The sequence below is a fragment of the Collinsella aerofaciens ATCC 25986 genome (assembly GCF_964237925.1).
Classification (GTDB): Bacteria; Actinomycetota; Coriobacteriia; order Coriobacteriales; family Coriobacteriaceae; genus Collinsella; species Collinsella aerofaciens_BJ.
In genome coordinates this window covers 1-21,200 of record NZ_CAXSKI010000028.1, presented here as the reverse complement: position 1 = coordinate 21,200, position 21,200 = coordinate 1, and the positions used below count along the sequence as shown (strand labels likewise).

Sequence of the window (21,200 nt, the reverse complement as noted above, 5' to 3'; positions counted from 1 at the left end):
TGGCTTGGCGTCAGCATGCCGCGATTCGGTCGCACGGAGAGCATTTCCCAGTTGACAAAACTATAGGAACACCCCCCTGAACAGAATCGCCGTTATCGGTTGACGGTGCGGCGATTGCCGCCAGCGGCGACATGAGCGGCTGAGCGATGAGGCCCGCCGTCAAAACGGTTGCGACGGCGCGGTTGGCAACGCCCTTGACGTTGACGGCCTTGGCCCGAGGCTCAAAGTGTTGTGGACTGTAGTTTGCCATGGCTTTCTCCCTTTGACACGGATGTATCCATACGTATCAAACGGTAGCTGTCGATTTTTGAATTCTGTTGCGCAACATTGGCGACCAGCGTATTTTTTGAAATTCGTGCTCCTGTGCTTCACAACTTCGTCACATTTGAAGGAGCTGGTGCATCATATTTTCGCGGGATGGAATTAAGCCTGTGATTTGCATTTGCTCCCGCGTCATCCGCCCTATCGGATTCCGCATCCAACAGACGCCCCGCCCGCCACGGTGTAGAGTTAGGACAACGGGCGCGTTGCGCGGACCGCGCTGGAACGAGGTGGACATGGAACTCGACAAACAACAGATTAAACGACTGCGCGAGCGTCATCATCGGCGTCACGGCATCCGCCCTGCTCATAGCGAGGCCATGGAGAACGCCGCCCGCTTCCTAAAGCGCGCATTCAACATTCGCGAGGGTCGCGCACCCTACCACGTGATCCGCAAGCGCTTTGTAAACGGGGCGCGTCTGACCGGCTCGCACCTGTGCATTCTCATCATCGCCATGCTCATCGCAAGCATCGGCCTCGATATCGACTCGGACATTGCCATCGTGGGCGCCATGCTCATCTGCCCGCTCATGGGCTCGGTTCTTGCCATGGCATATGGCATCGCCACGCTCGACCGCGAGATTACCGTCGAAGCCGTCGCCGGCCTTGCGCTGCAAATGGCCTTTTGCCTGGTCACATCCACGTTATACTTTAAGCTCTCGCCCCTTGGCACCACCACGGCCGCCATCATCGACAACTCGACACCGACTGTGTGGGACCTTGCCGTCGCGCTCGCGGGCGGCTTTGCGGGCGGCCTGGGCAACTCGCGCGACCAGGAACCCGCCACGCTCATCGCCGGCGTGGCCGTGGCGACCGCGCTCATGCCGCCCCTGTGCGCGGCGGGCTACGGCATCGCCATCGCAAGCGGGTCACTGTTTCTCTCGGCGCTTTATGAGTTTGGCATCAACGTGGTCTTTATCGCACTGGCTGCCGAAGCCGTGCTGCTTCTTTTGCGCGTGCCGCTCAAGCGCGACCTCAACGGCGACGGCATTGTGACCGCCGAAGAAGATGCCGAGGTCGACGAGCTATCGCGCAAGGTGCGCCGCCGCATCATCGTGGGAACGGCCATCTTTGCCATCCCCTGCATCGTTATGACCGCAGGCTCCATTGGCTCGGCGCAGGCCGGCGTGCAGGACGGCTACGGTGTCACCGAAACCACGCGCGAGCTTGCCGCGGTGCTGCCGGGCTTTAAGGATTACACCGTCGCCGTCGAGACCTCGGCTACCGAAGGCGAGGAGGAGGGCATCGTCGAGCGCGAGGTTGTCGCCCACGTGACGACAGGCGAGGCGCTCGGGGCGCACGACCGCCACGTCGCCCGCAAGCTCATCGACCTCAACGTGTCCGAGCTCGATCGCGTGGAATTTGACGTAAAGTGATGCGGAGCGCAGCGCTACAGCTCGTACTTGTACACGCGGTAGATGTACTTCTCGGCTTCCATCTCGTATGTAGCGATGAGCAGTCCATAGCGATCGTACTCGGCAAAGGTCTTGGCCATGCCCGATGCCACGAGCATGCTATTCGAATCGCCGACGCGCTGCGCGCTGCTCACGTAGCCCGAAAACGGCACTGCGATCTGGTCCACAAGCTCGTAGGTGCGCGCGGTCTCGTCCACCGTAAAGATTCGCCCAAACGAATGCGTTCCCTTGCTGTAGTCGGTCACCACCGCGGCGCCCAGCTGACCCCAGTCGAACTTGGGATAGCTCTCGGCCGTACCAAAGTTGTTGTCGTACAGCAGCACCTGGTAGCGACCGGTCGTTGCCGTGTCAGAACTCGGCAGATACGTCACGCTGTGCTGGCCCGCGTTGAGCGAAAAATCGCCTTGGGCCTGCAGCAATTTGCCCTCAAAGCCCGAACCGGCCCAAAAATCGGGCGAGCCCACGGAAGGCTGTAGCAAGGTCATTTGCACAACATATGTCCAGCAATAAACGGGTGGTAGCCGATACGGCTACCACCCGCTTGCCTCATATCTAGCCCTAAGCAGGCCAGTTACTTCTTAATGCCGCGTCCCAGGCGCTCAGCGACCGACGCCACGGCACTCTCGTCGACCGGCCCGCAGCTCACACAGCCGTCGTGGGCACGCATCTGGCCGGTGACCTCGTCCATCGCGAGCGGCGCCACCTTCTCGAGCTTAAAGCCCTTACCGGCGCGCATGTTTTCCTTGGCCACGCTGATCATGAGCTTAATGCGGTTGAGCTGGTTGACCTCAGACGCACCGGGGTCGTAGTCCACCGCAACAATGTTGCTCTCGGGATGCTGGCGGCGCAGCTCCTTGATCACGGCCTTGCCCACCACGTGATTGGGCAGGCACGCGAAGGGCTGCGTGCAGATGATGTTGGGCGCACCGTGGTCGATCAGGTCGAGCATCTCGGCCGTGAGGAGCCACCCTTCGCCCATGTTGTTGCACACCGAAAGCACCGTGCGGGCCTTGTCGGCCATGGTACCGATGCGCTCGGGCGCCTCAAAGCGGCGGGACTTTTCGAGCATCTCCTCCACCGGCGTACGCATCCAATCCACGAGCTTAATAAGCGCTTGCATGCCCGCTCGCGTAGTGGCAGAGCTTCCCAGCTCGTCCTTCTGCAGCTCGGCGTTGCTCATGGAGTACAGGAAGAAGTCGAGCAGGCCCGGCACCACTGCCTCGCAGCCCTCGCGCTCAATGACATCGACCACGTGGTTGTTGGCTGTGGGATGGAACTTGACCAGAATCTCGCCGACCACGCCCACGCGTGGCTTGGTGCCCTCGCCCACAAGCGGCATAGTGTCGAACGCGCGGATGGCCTCACGCGCAAGCTTGGTGTAGTTGTGCCTGTTGAACTTAGGCGCCAGCTTGCGGGCACGCGCCATGTATTCCTCGTAGAGTGCGTTGGCAGCACCGGGCGTGGCCTCGTACGGGCGGCAGCGGTAGAGCATCTGCATCATCACGTCACCAAAGAGCACCGCGTAGACTGCCTGCTTAAGCAGCGCCGGCGTAATCTTAAAGCCGGGGTTGTCCTCGCCGAGCGCCACAGCCGAAAGCGAGATCACCGGAATCTCGGGATGGCCGCTCTCGCGCAGGGCCTTGCGGATGAGTGCGATGTAGTTGGTGGCACGGCAGCCGCCGCCGGTCTGGCTGATAACCACGGCTGTCTTGGACAGGTCGTATCGACCGCTCTCGATGGCCTCCATGATCTGGCCCGTTACCAGAATCGACGGATAGCAAATGTCATTGTTCACATAGCGCAGGCCGGCCTCGACGGCATCGTGATCGGTCGAGGGCAGCAGCTCCAAGTTGTAGCCAGCACCACGGAACACCTCTTTGACCAGGTCAAAGTGGATCGGCGCCATCTGCGGGCACAGGATGGTGTAGCCCTCGTCGCGCATTTGCTCGGTAAAGGGCACTTTGGGCCATGCGGTCGAGGCGCTCTCACGCTGCGCCTCGAACGTGTACTTGCGGCTCGCGAACGCGGGGGCGTCCGTGGAGGGTGCCACCGGCGCAGCATCGCCCTGCTCGTAGGCCTCGCCCGCGGCCGTGGCCTCGGCCAGGCGCTCGGCCTCCTGGTCCTTGAGCGCTGCCATGAGCGAGCGGATGCGGATGCGCGCGGCGCCCAAGTTGGACACCTCGTCGATCTTGAGCACGGTGTAGATCTTACCGCTGGCCTCCAGAATCTCCTGCACCTGGTCGGTGGTCAGGGCATCGAGACCGCAGCCGAAAGAGTTGAGCTGGATCAGGTCCAGATCGTTGCGCATCGTCACAAAACGGGCGACGGCGTACAGACGGCTGTGGTACATCCACTGGTCGACCACGCGGATGGGACGCTCGGGCTTCACCAGGTGCGCAAGCGAATCCTCGGTAAAGACCGCAAAGCCAAAACTCGAGATAAGCTCGGGCAGGGCGTGGTTGATCTCGGGGTCGTTATGGTAAGGACGGCCGGCGAGCACAATGCCGTGGCCGCCGTGATCCTCGACCCACTTAAGAGCCTCCTCGCCCATGGTCTGGATATCCTCGTGGAAGCGCGCATCGGCCTCAAAGGCAGCGTTGACGGCAGCATCGACCTCGGAGCGCGTGATCTTGGGACCGCGCACGCGACCGCGACCGGCCTCAGCATCGGCCACACGGTCGACGGCGAGCACCTGGTACAGACGGCGCTTGAGCTCGGTCTTATCGTGATAGGGCACAAACGGATACAGGAACTCGATGTTCTGCTCGCGGATCTCGTCAATGTTGAGCGCCAGCGCCGTGGGGTAGCTCATGACGATGGGGCAGTTGTAGCAGTTGCCGGCGGTTGGATCCTCCTTGCGCTCCCAGCGCACGCACGGCATCCAAATGAAGTCGACGTCACGGTCGATAAGGTTCATCACGTGGCCGTGGCTCATCTTTGCCGGGTAGCACACGCTCTCGGACGGCATGGACTCGATACCCGCCTGGTAGGTCTTTTTGCTCGACTGGTCGGACAGCTGCACGCTAAAGCCCAGGCGCGTAAAGAACGCATGCCAGAAGGGGTAGTTCTCGTACATGTTGAGCGCACGGGGGATGCCGACGGTGCCGCGCGGGGCCTCGTCGGGGCTCAGCACCTCGCGGTTAAAGAGCAGCTCGTTTTTCTTTTTGAAGAGGTTGGGGGCCTCGGTCTTCTGCTTTTTGTGGCCGGCGCCCTTCTCGCAGCGGTTGCCGGTAATGAAGCGCCTACCGCCGCCAAAATCGTTGACGGTGAGCTGACAGTTGTTGGAGCAACGACCGCAGCGGACGTGTTTTTGCGTCACGGTGAGGTGCGCGATGTCCTCGGCAGAAAGAATGGTCGAGGTGCCGTCGGCGCCGGCGCGATCGCGGGCGAGCAGGGCCGCACCGTAGGCGCCCATGCAGCCGGCGATGTCGGGACGCACGGCGTGAACGCCGGTGAGCTGCTCAAACGCGCGCAGCGTGGCATCGGACATAAAGGTGCCGCCCTGAACGATCACCTGGCTGCCGATCTCCTTGGGGTCGCGCAGCTTAATGACTTTGAACAGGGCATTCTTGATGACGGAATAGGACAGGCCGGCCGCGATGTCGCCCACCGTGGCGCCTTCCTTTTGCGCCTGCTTGACGCGCGAGTTCATAAAGACTGTGCAGCGACTTCCCAGATCGACCGGAGCCTTGGCATGGATAGCGGCGTCGGCGAACGCGCGAACGTCCATGTTCATAGACACGGCGAAGCTCTCGATAAAGCTACCGCAACCCGACGAGCAGGCCTCGTTGAGCATGATGTGCTCGATGACGCCGTCCTTCACGCGCAGGCACTTCATGTCCTGGCCGCCAATGTCCAGAATGAACTCGACGCCGGGCAGGAACGCCTTGGCGCCGCGCAGGTGCGCGACGGTCTCGATCTCGCCGGAGTCGGCCTTGAGGGCCTCGATGAGCAGCGCCTCACCGTAGCCCGTGGTGGTCACGTGGCCGATGGTGCAGCCCGCGGGGATGTGGTTGTAGAAATCGGCCATGATGACCTTGGCCGTGCCTAGGATGTCGCCGTTGTTGTTGCCGTACCAGGTGTGCAGCAGCTGACCGTCCTCGCCCACGAGCGCGGCCTTCATGGTGGTGGAGCCGGCGTCGATGCCGATGAACACGCGTCCGGTGTAGCCTTCGAGCTTGCCCTTGGGGACGACCTCGGTGTCGTGGCGGGTCTTGAACTCGGCAAAGTCCTCGTCGGTGGCAAAGAGCGGATCCAGACGCTCGACCTCGGCACCCTGCGTGTCACCCAGGGCATCGATGGCCCCGATGAGCTGCGGGAACGTGCTGAGTTTATTGGACTCGTGCGCCATGGCGGCGCCGCTCGCCACAAACAGGTGAGCGTTTTGGGGCACGATACGGTGCTCCTCGTCCAGGTTGAGCGTGAAGTAGAAGCGGTGGCGCAGCTCGGAGAGGTACTGCAGCGGGCCGCCCAGGAAGGCGACGTTGCCGCGGATGGGACGGCCGCACGCCAGGCCCGAGATGGTCTGGGTCACGACAGCCTGGAAGATGGAGGCGGCCACGTCCTCGGGGCGGGCACCCTCGTTGAGCAGCGGCTGGACGTCGGTCTTGGCAAAGACGCCGCAGCGGCTGGCGATGGGATAGATGGTGGTGGCGTTGGCCGCGAGCTCGTTGAGGCCGCTGGCGTCGGTGTGCAGCAGAGTGGCCATCTGGTCGATGAACGCGCCCGTGCCGCCGGCGCAGGTGCCGTTCATGCGCTGCTCGATGCCGTTGTCGAAGTAGATGATCTTGGCGTCCTCGCCGCCCAGCTCGATGGCGACATCGGTGGCCGGGATGAGGGTCTCGACGGCGCGTTTGCTGGCGATGACCTCCTGGACAAACTCCAGGTCGAGCCACTGGGACAGCAGCAGGCCGCCCGAACCGGTGATGGCGCAGGTCATTTGGGCAGCCGGCAGCACGGTCGCAGCGCCCTCGAACAGGTCGCGGGCGCAGGCACGGACGTCGGTGTGGTGGCGCTGGTACTTGGCGTAGACGATCTGGTTGTCGTCGTTGAGCACGGCAAGTTTAACGGTGGTGGAGCCCACGTCGATGCCCAGGTGCAGGTTGCCGCGAGCGTTCTCGGGGTTGAAGATCGCGCCTTCGGGGGCGTGGACGGCGGCTACGGGCTCAGCGGCAGTGGCGAGCTCGCTAGCGACGGACATCTCCCCTGCCGCGTTCTTGGCATCGGCAACTGCCTCGGCAACTTTCTCGGCAGCTGCGGTCGCGGCCTTCTGCGCGGCGTCCACCACGGCGGGCGCGGCCTCGCGTGCGGCAGCGACCATGCGGTCCTTGATGCCCTCGACGAGTTTGCTCATTGTCTCTCCTCTTAGTTGTTGGACTCGACGGTTGCGGTGGTGTCGACCGCGTCCTCGAGCTGCAGATTCAATAGCTTCATGCCGTATTCCGGCACGTTGATATCGATGGGTTGGCCATACAGGTCGCCGGGGCGCACAAAGGCGATAACCGTCATAATGCGCGCCATGGTCTCGGGCGATTCGGTGAGCCCACGCTCAAACCAACGCTGGATCATGCCGACCTCGGCACTCACGACATAGGTGACGTAGTAGTCAAAGAAGGTGCCCAGCGCCAAGCCCAAAATGCCCGTCTGTGCGCGCGGCACCACGCCCTCGCGTGCGGTATCGATGATCTTTTTAATAAAGGCGGGGTCGCCGCCCGGGCCCAGCAGCGATCCGATTAAATCGCGGTTGGCCGCAAGGTAGCGCAGCAACTCAACCGAACCGGGTGCCGGCTCGAGCTCATCGATGTTGTGATAGAGATCGGGCAGCTGAGCTGCGGTGATGAGCTCAATGCGCTCACGGATCTCGGCCAGCAAGCCGTCCTCGATTTGATTGATAAAGTCGGGGATATCGCGGTAGTGCGAATAGAACGTGCGGCGCGTAAGGCCAGCGCGCTCGGTGAGCGACGCGACATTAATGCGCGAAAGGTCGCCGCTTTCGGCAAGCTCGCTGGCAAGTGCCTGGCGAAGGGCACGCTGCGAGCGAAGGGACCGGCGATCGCATTTCTCGAGCTGGGACAAACGTCCTCCTTGTTACTCAGCCTGTGCGCTATTGCACAGTGCGAGTATTATTGCACACCGTGTGCATCAACACGTAAAGGCAATATTTGGGATGTGACGAAGGGGCAGTCCTTTTGTCGCATTATTCGATGATGGCGCAGGAGTTCTGCTTATGCATGGTGGCGAGCATGTGTTTGGGGACGGCGTGAACCATGCAACTGCCGATGGTCGCACTAGCGGCGGCCTTAGCTGCATCGCTTGCGTTTTTGGTCGCGTAGCTATGGCGGAAGCGTTTGAGCATGGCAATGTCGTTGCCGCCGTCTCCGTAAACCGCGACCTCGTCCTCGGCAATGCCGTAGTAGCCCGCCAGCCAGGCCACACTCTCGCCCTTGTTGCACGCCACGTCCGTGATCTCGAACATCACCGGATCAAACGGCGCGTTGACCACGCGGTCCGAGCGCTCGGCCAAATACGCCTTAAGGTCGCGCTCCAGCTCGGGCGAGGTCACGCGACAGTTGATCTTGCACACATCGTGGCGCAGGATGTCACCGATCGACTGGTCGAAATACTGTTCCTCGTGATACCCCCCACGTGCACGCATGCCGCGCATCACGATGCGCTTGATAGGACTGTCTTTTTTAAAGCCTGCCTGGTGCATCTCGAACGATCCACTCGAGAACATGCCATCGGGCGTGGAGCAGTCAAAACAGATATCCGGAAACTCCTTGAGCAGCTCCTCGGTAATCTGCGAGTCGATGGTCCAGGTCCTGAGCACCTCGCCATGGCTGTCGCGCACGATGGACCCATTGGAGCAGCAGGCGTCGAGTGCCAAACCTGTAAAGCCATGCTCGCCGATTGGCAACGTCGAGCGTCCGGTCGCGGGAACCACATGCAGGCCAGCCTCGGTCAGCTCGCGAATGGCACGGCGGATGGTCCCATCCGCCTCGTGCAGGGCGTTCAGCAGCGTTCCGTCTAAGTCACTCGCAAACATCTTGATCATGGGCATGCCTCTCCTTCGTCTGCACGATATTGTAGACGAGAACGGGCGCGCCCCAAGAGAGGCGCGCCCGTCAGGCGAAAGATTGTCCTACACCGCGGCGGGACCGTGTTCGCCGGTACGGATGCGGATGACTTCCTCGACCGGCTCGACCCAAATCTTGCCGTCTCCAACGGTGCCGCAATCTTGGAAACGGCGCGGCAACGGACGCGAAACGGACGGGAAATACGCGAGCAAGGAAGCCGTGAGCGCGCCCGTCCCGGCTAGTGGCGGAACAGCTCGCGGGCTCGGTCGCGGAGATTAGTTGCTCGAATGACGCCTTCGTAGCGATTGATGCGCAGACGCGGGAAGGCGTTAAAGAAGCGTAGGTCGCGGCGGCTGAGCGACACGCTTGGCACCGGACGGCTCATGCGCTTGCCGGCAAGGCGACGACTGAGCGACGGACGCGGCATGTTCGGCGCGGCATCGGCCACGCGGCGGGCGGCAAGCGCCAGGCCGCGAGCACCATCCGCGATAAACGTCGGCATCGAAGCCTTCTCGCGCAGGGCATCGAGCGCGGCGTCACCCAGCTCGGCCAGCCACGCGTTAACGGCACGGCTACGGATGTGCGTCTGTGCCACCGAGTCAATCGTAGAATCGGGAATACGTTCGAGCATTGAGTCCGAGGCATCGGCAAGCGACTCGTTGATGCGGTCGGCAAGGTCGGCCCGGACGCGCTCCAGCTGATCAGACAGACGCCGCCAGCTCGCCAACGAGCACACCGCGTCGACCATCATCGCGACCGCGACGATAAAGGCGGACAGTCGCACAATCAGCACCGGCAGATGGCCAAGCAGCCCCAGCAATGCCGGCTCCACTAAACGGCAAATACACAACGCACCCAGGCCAAACGCGCAGGCCCAGTACAGGCAAATGCGTCCGTGCAAGTTAAACGGCAGGTGCGAGTAATCCCAAAAGCGAGCGCCCGTTGTTTTTTCCAACAGCACGCCTACGCTGTACTCAATCACGCTGCATACGAGCGCTGCAGCGACAAACTGGCTCGATGCATCCGGAATCCCGCGCAACAGCAGCCAGCAGGCAATGCCGCCCGCGCCATAGATGGGGCAGCACGGTCCCAGCAAAAAGCCGCTGTTGGCAAAGCGTCCGTGGTTGAGCATGGCGCAGACCGTCGACTCCCATGCCCAACCGCAAAAACCGTAGAAGGCAAACGAGAGCACCAGTGCCGAGAGTGGGCAGGCGGCAAGCGTCGCGCCGCCAAACGCCATATCAATCGCGGTTTCCACCGTCTACCCTCTCCTCTTTTCACTCGATGCTTTACTCACGCTATCGTCCGTCTCGTCCTTGCGCGGCAGGCGGCCGGCGACCGTCTCACGCAGAGCACACCATTTATCCGCCAGACAAACAATCCACGCCTCGCGACACGTCGGCGGCACCGGCACCAGCGGAAACATATGCCGCACGATAATATTCCGCTCTCGCGGCGTCAGCTCAAAATCTTCCTCGGCACGCGCCAGGGCAAAAAACGGATGTCGAAATCCGTGCAGTCGATGGCTCGGGTCGGGGTCGTGCCAATCATAGAGAAAGTAGTCGTGCAGCAAGGCCCCGCGCAGCAGCGAGGCACGGTCGATCGAAATGCCAGCACGGCCCAAGTGCTCGGCAAAGGACAGACTTGCCCGTGCCACCGAGGTCACATGTGCATAGACCGTCACGTCGCCATGCTGGATAAACTCGCGCGTCAGGTCCAAGCGGCCCGCCTGGGCGAGCTGGCGGGCGGCATCGTCGACCTCGTGCGCGATTTTCTCGGCACGAACGGCATCGGACATGCTGCCTCCTTCCAGCGGCTCACGGCGGCAAGCCACGGCCTGCACGTATTGAAAAAATCATCATCGAATCTATCAGTATGGCATCGGACAAAACGTTTTGCCCCACCAGTTGTCGAATTACCGCGCCGCCGTCACATATCAAACGCCAAAATGTGCGAGACTGTCTTGTGTAATTGTGTCGGCCGAGGGAGCGCCGGCGCTCGATTCGCATGGAGTAACCCACAACGATGCTGCTTACGCAAACGACAACGCCCGAGGACGTCAAGGCTCTCGACCGCGCCGAGCTTCCGCTGCTCTGCGGCGAGATTCGCCACGCCATCCTCGAAAGCTCCGCCGCTGTCGGCGGACACGTTGCCCCCAACCTGGGCGTCGTTGAGCTTACGGTTGCGCTTCATCGCGTGTTTAACTCCCCTATCGACAAGATTGTCTTTGACGTTTCGCACCAGACCTACGCCCACAAGGCGCTGACCGGGCGCGCGTATACCTATATCGATCCGGAACGTTTTGGCGAGGCTTCTGGCTTTGCCAATCCCGACGAGTCCGAGCACGACCTGTTCGCCATGGGCCACACCTCCACATCGGTGAGCCTGGGCTGCGGCTTGGCACACGCCCGCGATCTGGCGGGCGACAGCTACAACGTCATCACCATCATTGGCGACGGCTCGCTTTCGGGCGGCTTGGCGTTTGAGGGCTTCAACAATGCCGCCGAACTCGACAGCAACCTGATCATCATCGTCAACGATAACGACCAGTCCATCGCCGAGAACCACGGTGGCCTCTATCGCAATCTGGCCGAGCTGCGCACCAGCAACGGCACCTGTGAGCGCAACGTTTTCCGCGCGATGGGACTCGACTACCGTTATTTGGACGCCGGCAACGACGTGTTGGCCCTGGTCGACGCGCTGCAGGAACTGCGCAATATCGATCATCCCATCGTGCTGCACGTCTCCACCGCCAAGGGCAAAGGCTTTGAGCCGGCCCAGAGCGACCCCGAGCACTGGCATCATGTGGGACCCTTCGATATGGCAACCGGCCGCAAACTTTGCCCGGGCCATCCGAGCGAGCCCGCGCCGCGCACCTATGCTGACATTACGGGCGAGGCGCTCAGCGCCGCCATCGAGCGCGATCCACAGGTCGTTGGCATCACGGCCGCCACGCCCTACATTATGGGCTTTACACCCGAGCTTCGCTCTGCCGCCGGCAAACAGTTCGTCGACGTGGGCATTGCCGAGGAGCACGCCGTGACCTTTGCCACCGCGCTTGCGCGCTCGGGCGCCAAGCCAGTCTTTGGTGTGTACGGCACGTTTTTACAGCGCGCCTACGACGAGCTGTGGCACGACCTGTGCCTCAACGACGCCCCCGCAACCATCCTGGTGTTTGGTGCGTCAATCTTTGGCACCACGTCCGAGACGCACCTTTCGTTCTTTGATATTTCCATGCTGGGCGGTCTTCCCAACATGCGCTACTTGGCGCCGGCCTGCATGGAGGAATATCTGTCCATGCTGAGCTGGTCGCTCGACCACCGCGAGCATCCCGTGGCGATCCGCGTGCCTGGTATTGGCCTGGTGAGCCGTCCCGACCTTGCGCCCGCCGAAGACACCGACTACGGCGCCGTTCACTACAACGTGATGCGCCGGGGTCGCGACGTTGCCGTGCTCGCGCTCGGCGATTTCTTTGAGCTGGGCGAGCGCGTGGCAAACCGCCTGACTGCCGAGTACGGTATCGAGGCCACGCTCGTCAACCCGCGTTTTGCAACCGAGCTCGACCGTGAGTTCCTCGGCAGCCTTGCCGCCGAGCATCGCGTTGTCGTCACCCTCGAGGACGGCGTCTTGGACGGCGGCTGGGGCGAGCGCGTGGCATGTTATCTGGCATGCACGCCGTTGCGCACGCGCACCTTCGGCATCGCCAAGGGCTTCCCCGACCGCTACGACCCCAACGAGCTGCTCGCTCAGAACGGCATGACGGTCGAGAACATGGCCGCCGAAGCCGTAAGACTACTCAACGAGTAAGAAAACCTCCGCAAGGAAAGCACCCCTGCGGAGGTTTTTATTTTCGCGACGCGATTATCTCAATCTGTAACATCTAGGGTCCGAATTTCCGTCTAACTGTTACAGATCTGGATAAGACGTCCTAGTCCCAGACCTTTGTCTCAATCTATAACAGATAGAGACCTTTTGGCCGTCCAGATGTTACAGATTGAGACATTCGAATTCCCCTGAAAAGAAAATCTCGATCTGTAACAGTCGCTCGGCAAAAACGGCTGCAGATGTTACAGATCGAGACAAAGCAACAAGGCATGCCGCCGCATCGGCCAAAACCACCACGAAGGTGCCTGTCCCTTTTTAGTAGGTAGAATAACCCATAAGGTAAGTATGTTTCTGAGTTATTTCGTGTTGACCCATTTGAGCGCGATAGGGTATAACTCTACTCAACCGCTAGGGATTTTATTGAGAAAGGTGTTCTACCATGAGCAAGAACCTCTCCCAGCAGGTCGTTCTCGACCGCCGCGGCTTCGTTGCCGCCACCTTCGCAACCGTCGCCGGCCTTGGTCTTGCCGGCTGCTCCGACACCAGCGCCGAGGCCGACAAGGGTTCCGCCGCCGGCTCCTCCAAGAGCTCCGAGGATACCGAGGCTTCCACCACGCTCGACGCTAAGGCATTCGACAAGCTCGTCGACAACGGCCCCAAGGCCGATGACGACGCCATCGCCGCCAGCACCTGGGCCACGGCCGTCAAGGACGCCGGCGTCTTTAAGATCGGTGGCGTTCAGACTTCCACGCTCTTCTCCCTCCTCAACGAGAAAGACGGTCAGACCCGCGGCTTCGACGCCGGTATCGCACAGCTCCTGTCCAACTACATTCTGGGCGAGAACAAGGTCGAGATCACCCAGGTGACCTCGGACACGCGCGAGTCCGTCTTGCAGAACGGCCAGGTCGACGCCGTCTTTGCCACCTACACCATCACTGACGAGCGCAAGAAGCTTGTCTCCTTTGCCGGTCCCTATTACTACACGCAGCAGGCCATCCTGGTGCTCGCCGATAACGACGACATCAAGAGCGTCGACGACCTGGCCGACAAGAACGTCGCCGTCCAGTCCGGCTCCAACGGCCCCGCCATCCTGGAGGAGCTCGCTCCCAAGGCCAGCCAGCAGGAGTTCAAGACCGACGAGGAGGCCCGCCAGGCACTCCAGCAGGGCCGCGTTGACGCCTACGTCATCGATAACAACATGCAGCAGAGCGCCCTGGTCCGCGAGCCCGGTAAGTACAAGATCGCCGGCAAGCCCTTCGGCAGCAAGGAACCCTACGGCATCGGCCTGCCGCTCGATTCCGACGGCGTCGCCTTTGTCAACGACTTCCTTAAGAAGATCGAGGACGACGGCACCTGGACCAAGCTGTGGCAGATCTGCATCGGCGACCGTACGGGCGACACCAATGTTCCCGAGCTGCCCGAGATCGGCGCCTAGGCAGCGAGCCTGGTAACGGCCGCAACGAAACCATACGGAAACGCATGATGCGCTTTATTGCGGTAAACTGTTTCCTCACTGAGTTGTCGGGGCTTCCGTACACACGGGAGCCCCTTTCCTTATCGGCGGGAGGTCCGCATGAGTCTCTCCGAACTCTGGTCGCTCTATGGCCAGAACTATATCGACGCGCTGCTAGCGACCTGGGGCATGACGCTTGAGTCGTTTGCCATCGCCATGGTGCTGGCCGTCGCCGTCACCGTGATGCGCGTGTCACCGCTCAAGCCACTGCGCGTCTTTGGCGACCTGTATGTCCAGGTCTTCCGTAACATCCCCGGCATCGCACTGCTCATCATCGTCGTCTATGCGCTGCCACCGCTCAAGGTCGTCCTGCCCTACCGCACCTGCGTTATCGTCGCCACGGTCCTTTTGGGCTCGGCCTTTGGCTCCGAAAACTTTATGAGCGGCATCAACACCGTCGGCGTCGGTCAGGTCGAAGCCGCCCGTTCGCTCGGCATGAGCTTTAACCGTATCCTCGCCAAGATCGTAATTCCGCAGGCGCTGCGCTCAAGCGTATTGCCCATGACGAACCTCTTTATCGCCGTCATGCTCACTACCGCCTTGGGCAGCCAGGTGCCGCTTAAGCCGCAAGAGCTTACCGGCGTGGTGAGCTACATCAACACGCGCTCGCTCGGCGGCGTCGCCGCGTTCTTTATCTCGGCGCTCGGCTACCTGGGCACGGCCTTTGTAGTGAGCCACATTGGCAACTACATCGATAAGAAGGTGAGGATCCTCCGATGAGCAAGCACTCCACCTCCGCGCTCACCATGCGCGATGCGCTCTACGAGGCTCCCGGCCCCAAGATGCGCGCAAAGATTCGCATCGGCACCGCCATTTCGCTCGTTGCTGTAGCGGCGCTCGCCGTCCTCGTGCTGCAGCGCTTTTATGTGACCGGCCAGCTTTCGGTCCACTATTGGTATTTCTTTACGCACCTCACCACTTGGAAGTTCCTGCTTGCCGGCTTTGAGGGCACCGTTAAAGTCGCACTCACCGCTGGCGCCATCGCGCTGGTGCTGGGCTTAGCCCTTATGCTCGGCCGTACCAGCGACATTAAGCCGCTGCAGCTGGTCTGCCGCGTGCTCACCGATTTCTTCCGCGGCGTGCCGAGCCTTCTGTTCATCTACTTCTTCTTTTTGGTGCTGCCCCAGTACAAGATTGCGCTGCCGTCGTTTTGGATGCTCACGCTCCCTGTCGCGCTCGCTGCAGCCGGCGTGCTGGCCGAGATCTTCCGTGCCGGCGTCAACGCCGTGCCGCGCGGCCAGGTCGAGGCCGCCCAAGCGCTCGGTCTCTCCAAAGCCAAAATCACCTTTAAAATCGTATTGCCGCAGGCTATTCGATTTATCATTCCGTCGTTGATTTCGCAGCTCGTGGTCGTAGTCAAAGACACCACCGTCGCCTACGTGGTGAGCTACCCCGACCTCATGCAAAATGCCCGTGTGCTCATTACCAACTACGACGCCCTCGTGTCGGTCTACCTGGTTATCGCGGTCATCTACATCCTCATCAACGTCGCGATCAACAAGGCCGCTGTCTACGTTTCGCACAAGACCGGCGCGACCATCATCCGCTAATGCTTTACCATTTCCAGTCATAAGGAGCCGAGCACCATGGCACAGAGCACTTCTTCTACCGGCAATCAGCCGCTGATCGAGCTCAGGCACGTCGATAAGCACTATGGCGATCTACACGTCCTCAACGACATCAATCTCTCGGTCGACCGCGGCGAGGTCGTCGTTGTGATCGGGCCCTCGGGCTCGGGCAAGTCGACCATGTGCCGCACTATCAACCGTCTGGAAACCATCGACTCGGGCGAGATCCTCATCGAGGGCGAGCCCCTGCCGCAAGAAGGCAAGGATCTTGCCCGCATGCGTGCCGAGTTGGGCATGGTATTTCAGCAGTTCAACCTGTTTGCACATATGACCGTACTGCAGAACGTCATGCTGGGACCGGTCGATGTGCTGGGCGTCTCCAAGGAGGAAGCTCGTGAGCGCGCCATGGACCTGCTGGGCCGCGTGGGCGTTGCCGAGCAGGCCGATAAGGTGCCCGCACAGCTCTCGGGCGGCCAGCAGCAGCGCGTAGCCATCGCCCGCTCGCTTGCCATGCAACCCAAGGCCATGCTTTTTGACGAGCCCACGAGCGCCCTTGACCCCGAAATGATCAACGAGGTGCTCGAGGTCATGGTCCGTCTGGCTCAGCAGGGCATGACGATGATCGTCATCACGCACGAGATGAACTTCGCCCGCCGCGTGGCCGACCGCGTCGTGTTTATGGCCGACGGCCAGATCGTGGAAACCGGCACACCCGACGAGTTCTTCGACCACCCCCAGACCAAGCGCGCCCAGGACTTCCTCAACTCCATTAAGGGCCACTAACCCAATTGCCACGCGGGCAAATTCATCAGTAACGTTTGTCCCGCGCCACCCCTGTGCCATGTCCGCCCGGATTCGAAAGCCGCACCCATGATCGGAACCCGCACCTCATCGTCCTACACTCCGCACGTCGACGTCGATCCCGCTGACCGCCCGCTTATCCTGGTAGCACCACGCTGGGAAGAAGCGAAGCCCTATTTGAGCGAGACGCTCTCCCCCAACGAGGAGATTGCGAGCGTATTTGTCGACGCCATTCTTGCCGCCGGCGGTCTGCCGCTGCAGATGTCCATTACCGAAGACGTCGACGTTATCCGTCATTACGTGGAAATCGCTGACGGCATCGCCATTCCCGGCGGCCCGGACGTCAACCCCAAACGCTGGGGCGACGAGCGTCCTTACGACCCCACGCTGTGCTGCGAGATTCGCGACCGTTTTGAGTTTAAGCTGGTTAACGAGGTACTTCGCGCCAAGAAGCCGCTCTTTACCACCTGCCGAGGCACGCAGCTGCTCAATGTCGCCACCGGCGGCACCCTGTGCATGGACGTGCCGAGCCTAGGCGCGCGCGAGGGCCGCACGCAGTGGCGCCATACCCACGTGCTCAACGACCCTGTGCATCCTGTCGAGGTCGTGCCGGGCTCGCTGCTGGAGCGCGCGGTTGGCGGGCACAGGCTGATCCAGACCAACTCCGCACATCACTGCTGCGTCGATCGTCTGGGTAAGAGCACGCGCTTGGTCGCCAAGGCAACCGACGGCGTTCCCGAGTGCATCGAAGTCGAAGGCCAGCCGTTCTGCCTGGGCGTGCAATGGCACCCTGAGTATACGTGGAAGACGCTCGAGACCGACTTTAACCTGTGGAAGTCGTTTGTCGAGGCGGCGGCCAAGGTAAAGCAGGCCCGCTAGCTCGCGAATCACACAGGCTTAAACCTTCCATGCCAGGGGGGGCGGACACCAGCAACGGTGCCCGCCCCCCTGTATTTGGTATGCTCGGTATGATTATCCCTCACAAACAATCAAAGAAATCTCGACCGCAATCGGTCGACGGTAAAGCAAATGGCAAAAACGCTTGCCACGTATATTAGGCAGTCAATTAGAATCGAAACGCATTGACCATCCCCCAACGGGGTCACGCCGCAAATCCACATGAGCATCGAGGCTGGAAGCGGAAGCATGGAATTGGCCCCGATCTGTATGTAGATCGCTACAACGTTGACAAGCAGCAGCATGCCAATCGGACCGAAGCCGGACCCAAAATAGGAAACAGCGATCACGCAAGAGATCACGTATGCAAGGCAGGCAGCGGCAGCAAGAACAAGTCGATAGCAAAATACATGCAGGTTGAAATACTGCTGAGCATCCGGAACGATTACGCAGTTAAGACAGTACAAAACGACACTCGACAGGATAAACGCGTCCAAAAGGGCAAAAGAAGACAGCACCACTCGAGCAACGATAGCGCACACACGCTTCCCTCCCCGAGCCTCCGACAACCCCCACGGTTCCTCAATAAAGCCCGAACTGACAAAGCGCGGCACAATGCAAGCCGCGATGAACGGAAAGAACAATGCATGAGCCAACGGGGCTACGTTGAAAAGCAGACCGCGAAAAACCCCTGCATTACCAAATAGAAGGACATCCTCTGCCGATAGCCGAAGCGTCGGGTCTGGGAAAAAGCCCAAGAAACTGTTCTCACGGAGGCTACAGAACCACATCGGGAAAGAATTAAGCTGCAATACCACCATGCACGCATAAATTACCAGGATTAAGGCGTACGCCCATTTGCTCACATGCTTCCATTCTGACTGGAGAAGTCTTTTAATCTGACGAGCCATTGAACACACCCCCAGCGCGAAAGCTCACGAGAGCGTAAATCAATACCGATAGACAGCTGGCTGCCACGCCATATCCCAGAAGCGTCAGCTGCCCCATATCGCTATACCCAAGGGCACATCCGACTCCAAGATACGGCCCCGGAAGAAGGAAAATCCATCGCAAGGACGGTATGGGCGCCTGAAGGTAAGTTCCGTAGAGCGTCAAGCTCATGACAAATCCGATTATTACCACAGCCCCGCTCAATACGGCGCTGCTTGTAATCCGATAGATGGTCACCGTCTCCAACGCAACCGATATCACCAATACGGCGTTGATTATCATTGCGGGCAAAAATGCAGCCAGCATGCTATGCGCATAGTTTTGCCCTCCACGTGTTATCGCTATTGCAAAAAGAAGAAGGCAAAGCGCACTATATGCTACGCCAATTATTAAAGCAAACGAAAGCACATGTGCTAGGACCCCATTAAAGCGGGCAAGACCTCTTGCTGAAGAAATTCGGTGCCCCTCTTCATAGCCGCGCTCCTGTAAAATCGCCAGGCAAACGATGAGCGGAACGAACAGAGACGTGCCGGCAAAAGCACTGCGCACAAGGGACTCATCGGGTGCAGAAGGATCGATTACATTCCAGCAGAAACCAATATCCTCCCCAAAAACGCTATTGCCAAAGGCGAGCAACGTTGTTCCGTTTTTTAGAAAGACACCGAAGAGAAGGCCGAACGCCAGAATAAGCGCAAGACCAAACTTCGCCGGAAACATCCTGTGCAAACGCATCATATCTGCCTTTATGGGATGGATCGCCCGCTTCATAGCGAGACCGCCTTCATCAAGCGCCTGTAATACTCTTTTAGGGACGACGCCTCATCCCTTATGACGTCCATCGATTCCTTTTTCAGCAGTTCGCCGTCATGAATAAACACGCAACTTGTTGCAACTGATGCCAACTCATCCAAATCATGGCTAGAGACGAGCATGGTCTTACCCTGTTCTCGATTCAATCGACCGATAAGGGCCCATATACTCTCGATGCCCAGCGGGTCCAATCCATTTGCCGGCTCATCGAAAATTAGTACGTCGGTGTCGCCCAACAAAGCCGTAGCTATATCCAGCCGCCGTTTCATTCCCAGAGAAAAACTGTTCACGCTCTTTTTCTCTTCGACGTCCAGCCCGACTAGGCTCAAAACGCGAGGAATCTCACGATTCGCATCAAGCCCCCATTCCGCACATCGGATCCGAAGATTCTCAGCCGCACTGAGGGATTGGTATGCTCCGCAGGAATCTGGCACATAGCCGACACGCGTCCGCATCAGGCTCAGCTCTTTTTTCGACTTGCCCCCAAAGAGCTCCACGCTCCCCGACGATGGCTCACAGAGGCCCAGCACTATTTTAATAAGCGTGCTTTTACCCGCCCCGTTTGCACCAACAAGGGCACAGAGCTCAGACTGATGCACCTCGAAGGAAACGTCATGCAAAACGTGCCGTTTCCCGTAGCGTTTTGAAACTTTTGATAGCTTTATCGCTGATGCGTTCATTGGACCCCCGTTCTGCTTGATAGAAAAACCGCTCATATCGTTCCTTCTTTCCTTTATCGTTTTCCATGGTTGTTATTGTTTTTCGATAACTCATATTTGTCAAGATAATCTAAAAGAAGGGACCCGTGTTAGACACGGGTCCCTTCACGCTGATACTTCGTTTTAGTTGTTTGCCTTAAGCTACTCGTCACTCAAATCGACAGCGAAGACTGATGTCGGAAGCGATACCTCATTGCCTCCGCCGTCCCGCATCTGTCTCACGACATTTTTTGCGCGCTCGACAATCAGCTCCTCAAGCTCTTTCTCACTCACACGCTGAATAATATCTCCCGGTTGACAGTCAAGTTCATCGCAAATATCGAGAAGCGTCTTAAGGCGAATAGCTTTAATTTTTCCGTTTCTTAGCTTAGAAATATTAGCCGGAGTATGCCCCGTGGCACGAATCAGATCAGCACTGGTCTTTCCGGTCTTAAGCAGCTGCGTCTCAAGCTCGATGATGAGATAGCTCATGCTTCCTCCTACACAAGCTCGTCAGACTGCTCTTGGAGCAGCGAGGCATAACTCCAGATCACCGAGATACACAGACAGACAGCCGCGCCGATAAGCGACCCCGCATCAAAGGCAACGCCTTGGCAAATCTCAATAACGAAGGAATGAGGCACGACGTAAAGCTCCAGCCCACCAATGGTAAGATTGACCGATCCGTAGGCACCAATAAGCGAAACCGCGGCGTTAACAGCAAAGGCAAGCGCAAGAACACGGATAAGCCGCACATGCGTCTTGGTAAAGGGCGAGACGCCTCGCGAGATGTTACGGCTGATCCCACACAGAACGACAAGCGAAATACCCACGACGAGTGCCAGGCACAGTCCGCTTGGGATAACGATGCACCCGCCATCGAGAAGCGTCACGACGCCGAAAGAATCGACAGAAGCAACGTTTGCAACCGCATACCAGATCACGTAAACAACCAACGCGGCAAAAGCGACGAGCATCCCTGCAAAAACGGCTGCCATGCAAAAGCCAAGCTTCCTGATATTTTCGCCCGCTTTGGCCATACGCTGAACGCTGTTAGACATACACTCACCCTCATCGACTCTATCGTTATTCGAACAGTTTATCGAACAACGATATTGATTGCATGCGGAAAGCCCCGCCAGTGCGCATAGGCCATTTACTAACCCGGAGGGGTGAGCGTGGATTTTTGGACACATATCGAACGAGAGTGGATAATCTCCCACTTTGGGGCCGCCACCGGGCCTAAAAGGGGGTGCGGACGATTTCTTGGACCGCGCCTAGGCGTATCCAAGCTTCCTGCGGTACTCCATCGGGCTCAGCCACCC

The 21,200-nt window shown here is 59.7% G+C and carries 19 protein-coding genes; 7 read left to right on the top strand and 12 right to left on the bottom strand.

The features are described from left to right. Positions 1-10: 10 nt before the first annotated feature. Positions 11-250, bottom strand: coding sequence for a hypothetical protein (locus tag ACESWY_RS10010; protein WP_368163575.1), 240 nt, complete (start codon positions 248-250; stop codon positions 11-13). A gap of 307 nt (positions 251-557) precedes the next feature. Here ACESWY_RS10010 and ACESWY_RS10005 point away from each other — a divergent pair, with 307 nt between their 5' ends. Beyond that, a complete protein-coding gene (locus ACESWY_RS10005) occupies positions 558-1,697 on the top strand; it encodes a DUF389 domain-containing protein (protein ID WP_373094289.1) in 1,140 nt (379 codons plus the stop codon). Between the two features lie 14 nt (positions 1,698-1,711). Here the strand turns inward: ACESWY_RS10005 and ACESWY_RS10000 are convergent, their stop codons facing one another. The 6 genes from ACESWY_RS10000 to ACESWY_RS09975 all read right to left on the bottom strand — a co-directional run bounded on the left by ACESWY_RS10000 (position 1,712) and on the right by ACESWY_RS09975 (position 10,610). Continuing rightward, positions 1,712-2,215 carry an aryl-sulfate sulfotransferase gene (locus ACESWY_RS10000; RefSeq protein ID WP_373094287.1) on the bottom strand — a complete coding sequence of 168 codons (504 nt, stop codon included), beginning with the start codon at positions 2,213-2,215 and terminating at the stop codon, positions 1,712-1,714. 92 nt (positions 2,216-2,307) lie between these two features. Then, complete coding sequence (locus tag ACESWY_RS09995; RefSeq protein WP_373094290.1) at positions 2,308-6,936, bottom strand: acyl-CoA dehydratase activase-related protein; 4,629 nt, start codon at positions 6,934-6,936, stop codon at positions 2,308-2,310. Between the two features lie 164 nt (positions 6,937-7,100). Continuing rightward, positions 7,101-7,811, bottom strand: a complete 711-nt coding sequence (locus tag ACESWY_RS09990; RefSeq protein ID WP_373094285.1) for a TetR/AcrR family transcriptional regulator — start codon at positions 7,809-7,811, stop codon at positions 7,101-7,103. A gap of 121 nt (positions 7,812-7,932) precedes the next feature. Beyond that, positions 7,933-8,790: an HAD-IIB family hydrolase gene (locus ACESWY_RS09985; protein WP_271740102.1), complete on the bottom strand. Its 858-nt coding sequence runs from the start codon at positions 8,788-8,790 to the stop codon at positions 7,933-7,935. A 260-nt stretch (positions 8,791-9,050) separates the two neighbouring features. Beyond that, positions 9,051-10,070: a putative ABC transporter permease gene (locus ACESWY_RS09980; protein WP_373094283.1), complete on the bottom strand. Its 1,020-nt coding sequence runs from the start codon at positions 10,068-10,070 to the stop codon at positions 9,051-9,053. A 3-nt stretch (positions 10,071-10,073) separates the two neighbouring features. Continuing rightward, positions 10,074-10,610, bottom strand: coding sequence for an HD domain-containing protein (locus ACESWY_RS09975; protein WP_225093874.1), 537 nt, complete (start codon positions 10,608-10,610; stop codon positions 10,074-10,076). A gap of 227 nt (positions 10,611-10,837) precedes the next feature. On the opposite strand from ACESWY_RS09975, the gene ACESWY_RS09970 reads away from it, so the two are divergent. From ACESWY_RS09970 to ACESWY_RS09945, 6 genes are all read left to right on the top strand, one after another. After that, positions 10,838-12,619 carry a 1-deoxy-D-xylulose-5-phosphate synthase gene (locus ACESWY_RS09970; protein ID WP_373094280.1) on the top strand — a complete coding sequence of 594 codons (1,782 nt, stop codon included), beginning with the start codon at positions 10,838-10,840 and terminating at the stop codon, positions 12,617-12,619. Between the two features lie 457 nt (positions 12,620-13,076). Next, entirely contained in the window at positions 13,077-14,072 is a 996-nt protein-coding gene (locus ACESWY_RS09965) for a glutamate ABC transporter substrate-binding protein (RefSeq protein WP_373094278.1), read from the top strand. Between the two features lie 138 nt (positions 14,073-14,210). Next, the gene (locus ACESWY_RS09960) at positions 14,211-14,870 is read left to right on the top strand and encodes an amino acid ABC transporter permease (protein WP_006234894.1); all 660 of its coding nucleotides are present in this window, start codon (positions 14,211-14,213) and stop codon (positions 14,868-14,870) included. Next, on the top strand, positions 14,867-15,700 hold the full coding sequence (locus ACESWY_RS09955; RefSeq protein WP_373094275.1) for an amino acid ABC transporter permease: 834 nt from the start codon (positions 14,867-14,869) through the stop codon (positions 15,698-15,700). The genes ACESWY_RS09960 and ACESWY_RS09955 overlap by 4 nt, the downstream gene beginning before the upstream one ends. A 36-nt stretch (positions 15,701-15,736) precedes the next feature. Then, a complete protein-coding gene (locus tag ACESWY_RS09950) occupies positions 15,737-16,501 on the top strand; it encodes an amino acid ABC transporter ATP-binding protein (protein ID WP_196032117.1) in 765 nt (254 codons plus the stop codon). Positions 16,502-16,588: 87 nt separating this feature from the next. Further along, positions 16,589-17,398, top strand: coding sequence for a gamma-glutamyl-gamma-aminobutyrate hydrolase family protein (locus ACESWY_RS09945; protein WP_373094273.1), 810 nt, complete (start codon positions 16,589-16,591; stop codon positions 17,396-17,398). A gap of 110 nt (positions 17,399-17,508) precedes the next feature. Here ACESWY_RS09945 and ACESWY_RS09940 read toward each other — a convergent pair whose 3' ends face one another. From ACESWY_RS09940 to ACESWY_RS09920, 5 genes are all read right to left on the bottom strand, one after another. Further along, on the bottom strand, positions 17,509-18,327 hold the full coding sequence (locus tag ACESWY_RS09940) for a hypothetical protein (protein ID WP_373094272.1): 819 nt from the start codon (positions 18,325-18,327) through the stop codon (positions 17,509-17,511). Next, positions 18,311-19,135, bottom strand: coding sequence for a hypothetical protein (locus tag ACESWY_RS09935; protein WP_373094271.1), 825 nt, complete (start codon positions 19,133-19,135; stop codon positions 18,311-18,313). Before ACESWY_RS09935 ends, ACESWY_RS09940 begins: the two co-directional genes overlap by 17 nt. After that, positions 19,132-19,893 carry an ABC transporter ATP-binding protein gene (locus ACESWY_RS09930; protein ID WP_373094269.1) on the bottom strand — a complete coding sequence of 254 codons (762 nt, stop codon included), beginning with the start codon at positions 19,891-19,893 and terminating at the stop codon, positions 19,132-19,134. Before ACESWY_RS09930 ends, ACESWY_RS09935 begins: the two co-directional genes overlap by 4 nt. A 144-nt stretch (positions 19,894-20,037) precedes the next feature. Next, on the bottom strand, positions 20,038-20,367 hold the full coding sequence (locus ACESWY_RS09925; protein WP_117758382.1) for a helix-turn-helix domain-containing protein: 330 nt from the start codon (positions 20,365-20,367) through the stop codon (positions 20,038-20,040). 8 nt (positions 20,368-20,375) lie between these two features. Beyond that, positions 20,376-20,936 carry a hypothetical protein gene (locus ACESWY_RS09920; protein ID WP_117798465.1) on the bottom strand — a complete coding sequence of 187 codons (561 nt, stop codon included), beginning with the start codon at positions 20,934-20,936 and terminating at the stop codon, positions 20,376-20,378. Positions 20,937-21,200: the final 264 nt, after the last annotated feature.

What these genes read in the sequence shown, in the direction of transcription:
- ACESWY_RS09935 (WP_373094271.1), bottom strand. Translation starts at nt 19,135, where the DNA reads ATGAAGCGGGCGATCCATCCCATAAAGGCAGATATGATGCGTTTGCAC.
- ACESWY_RS10010 (WP_368163575.1), bottom strand. Translation starts at nt 250, where the DNA reads ATGGCAAACTACAGTCCACAACACTTTGAGCCTCGGGCCAAGGCCGTC.
- ACESWY_RS09985 (WP_271740102.1), bottom strand. Translation starts at nt 8,790, where the DNA reads ATGATCAAGATGTTTGCGAGTGACTTAGACGGAACGCTGCTGAACGCC.
- ACESWY_RS09945 (WP_373094273.1), top strand. Translation starts at nt 16,589, where the DNA reads ATGATCGGAACCCGCACCTCATCGTCCTACACTCCGCACGTCGACGTC.
- ACESWY_RS09970 (WP_373094280.1), top strand. Translation starts at nt 10,838, where the DNA reads ATGCTGCTTACGCAAACGACAACGCCCGAGGACGTCAAGGCTCTCGAC.
- ACESWY_RS09920 (WP_117798465.1), bottom strand. Translation starts at nt 20,936, where the DNA reads ATGTCTAACAGCGTTCAGCGTATGGCCAAAGCGGGCGAAAATATCAGG.
- ACESWY_RS09940 (WP_373094272.1), bottom strand. Translation starts at nt 18,327, where the DNA reads ATGGCTCGTCAGATTAAAAGACTTCTCCAGTCAGAATGGAAGCATGTG.
- ACESWY_RS09975 (WP_225093874.1), bottom strand. Translation starts at nt 10,610, where the DNA reads ATGTCCGATGCCGTTCGTGCCGAGAAAATCGCGCACGAGGTCGACGAT.
- ACESWY_RS09960 (WP_006234894.1), top strand. Translation starts at nt 14,211, where the DNA reads ATGAGTCTCTCCGAACTCTGGTCGCTCTATGGCCAGAACTATATCGAC.
- ACESWY_RS09950 (WP_196032117.1), top strand. Translation starts at nt 15,737, where the DNA reads ATGGCACAGAGCACTTCTTCTACCGGCAATCAGCCGCTGATCGAGCTC.
- ACESWY_RS09955 (WP_373094275.1), top strand. Translation starts at nt 14,867, where the DNA reads ATGAGCAAGCACTCCACCTCCGCGCTCACCATGCGCGATGCGCTCTAC.
- ACESWY_RS09995 (WP_373094290.1), bottom strand. Translation starts at nt 6,936, where the DNA reads ATGTCCGTCGCTAGCGAGCTCGCCACTGCCGCTGAGCCCGTAGCCGCC.
- ACESWY_RS09965 (WP_373094278.1), top strand. Translation starts at nt 13,077, where the DNA reads ATGAGCAAGAACCTCTCCCAGCAGGTCGTTCTCGACCGCCGCGGCTTC.
- ACESWY_RS10005 (WP_373094289.1), top strand. Translation starts at nt 558, where the DNA reads ATGGAACTCGACAAACAACAGATTAAACGACTGCGCGAGCGTCATCAT.
- ACESWY_RS09930 (WP_373094269.1), bottom strand. Translation starts at nt 19,893, where the DNA reads ATGAGCGGTTTTTCTATCAAGCAGAACGGGGGTCCAATGAACGCATCA.
- ACESWY_RS09925 (WP_117758382.1), bottom strand. Translation starts at nt 20,367, where the DNA reads ATGAGCTATCTCATCATCGAGCTTGAGACGCAGCTGCTTAAGACCGGA.